The 1,479-nt window shown below is 70.8% G+C and carries 2 protein-coding genes; both read left to right on the top strand.

What is annotated here, in order from left to right; genetic code table 11:
- Positions 1–771, top strand: coding sequence for an adenosylcobinamide-GDP ribazoletransferase (locus V7Q39_RS18270; RefSeq protein WP_333818038.1), 771 nt, complete (start codon positions 1–3; stop codon positions 769–771).
- Positions 772–946: 175 nt separating this feature from the next.
- Positions 947–1,479 (top strand): 3,4-dihydroxy-2-butanone-4-phosphate synthase (gene ribB, locus V7Q39_RS18265; protein WP_333818039.1); only part of this gene is annotated, 533 nt, incomplete at its 3' end.

Below are 1,479 nucleotides of genomic sequence, written 5' to 3'. Positions count from 1 at the left end.
TTGCCTTCATTCCGCGACATCGCATATCGGCTTCCCTCCGACCTTCTGTCGGGCTTCGCGCTGCTTTCGCGGCTGCCGCTGCCGAACCACCGGGGCGCGGGCGCGGCATCGGCCTGGGCCTGGCCCCTGGTCGGGGCGGTGCTGGGCGCGCTGGGGGCGGCACTGGCAAGCGCGGCCTTGTGGCTGGGGGTGACGCCGGGCGTGACGGCGGCGCTGGTGCTGGCATTCGGCGCCATGCTGACCGGGGGGCTGCACGAGGACGGGCTTTCGGACACGGCGGACGGGCTTTACGGCGGCTGGACGCGGGAAAGACGGCTGGAGATCATGAAGGACAGCCGGGTCGGCAGCTTCGGAGTGCTGGCCCTGGTGCTGGTGACGCTCGCGCGCTGGTCGGCGCTGACGGCGGTGCTGGTGTATGGCGGGCCGACGCATGGCTTCTGGGCGGCGCTGGTGGCCGCCGGGGCGCTGTCGCGCGCGCCGATGGCGCTGATGATGGCGCTTCTGCCCAACGCCCGTGGCGAGGGGCTGAGCCATGCGACCGGGCGCCCCGGTCCGCTGGTGGCGCTGGTCGGGCTGGGGCTGGCGGTCGCGATTGCCGGGGTGTTGACCGGCTGGACGGCGGTGCCGCTGGTCTTCGCCGCGCTGGCGGTGACGGTGGCGCTGGCCTTTTCGGCCCTGCGGCGGATCGGCGGGCAGACCGGGGATATCCTGGGGGCCGCGCAGCAGCTGGCCGAGGTGGCCTGCCTCGCGGTGCTGTCGGCGCGGATGTGAGAGGTACGATTTCTTCGAAGAAATCGCAGCGGAGCCTTTGAAGGCTCCGGTCCGGAGTTTTCGAAAACTCCGGACCGGCCTGCCTTCTCGCACAGCGGCTCTGCACTGCCCACCCTCTGGCCTTTGCGTCCGGCCCGCGATACAGGAACGCGAGAGAGCTTGCGAGGCCACCCCCATGTCCGACTATTCCGACGCCATCTCCTCGACCGAGGACATCATCGAGGATGCCCGCAACGGGCGCATGTTCATCCTGGTCGACCACGAGGACCGCGAGAACGAGGGCGACCTGGTGATCCCGGCGCAGATGTGCACGCCGAACGCGATCACCTTCATGGCCACGCATGGCCGGGGCCTGATCTGTCTGGCGCTGACCGCGGAGCGGGTCGACCAGCTGGGATTGCAGCTGATGGAGCGGAAGAACTCCTCGCGCCATTCCTCGGCCTTCACCCTGTCGATCGAGGCGGTGGAAGGGATCGCCACGGGCATCTCGGCGGCGGACCGGGCACGGACGGTGGCGGTGGCGACCGACCCGGCGAAGGGGGCCGCGGATATCGCCAGCCCCGGCCATATCTTCCCGCTCAGGGCGCGGGACGGGGGCGTGCTGGTTCGCGCGGGCCATACCGAGGCGGCGGTGGACGTGTCGCGGCTGGCGGGGCTGAACCCGTCGGGCGTGATCTGCGAGGTGATGAACGACGACGGCACGATGGC

The organism is Tabrizicola sp., assembly GCF_036781545.1.
GTDB lineage: Bacteria > Pseudomonadota > Alphaproteobacteria > Rhodobacterales > Rhodobacteraceae > Tabrizicola.
Note: the sequence above shows the minus strand (reverse complement) of the source record. Positions and strands in the feature narration are given on the sequence as shown.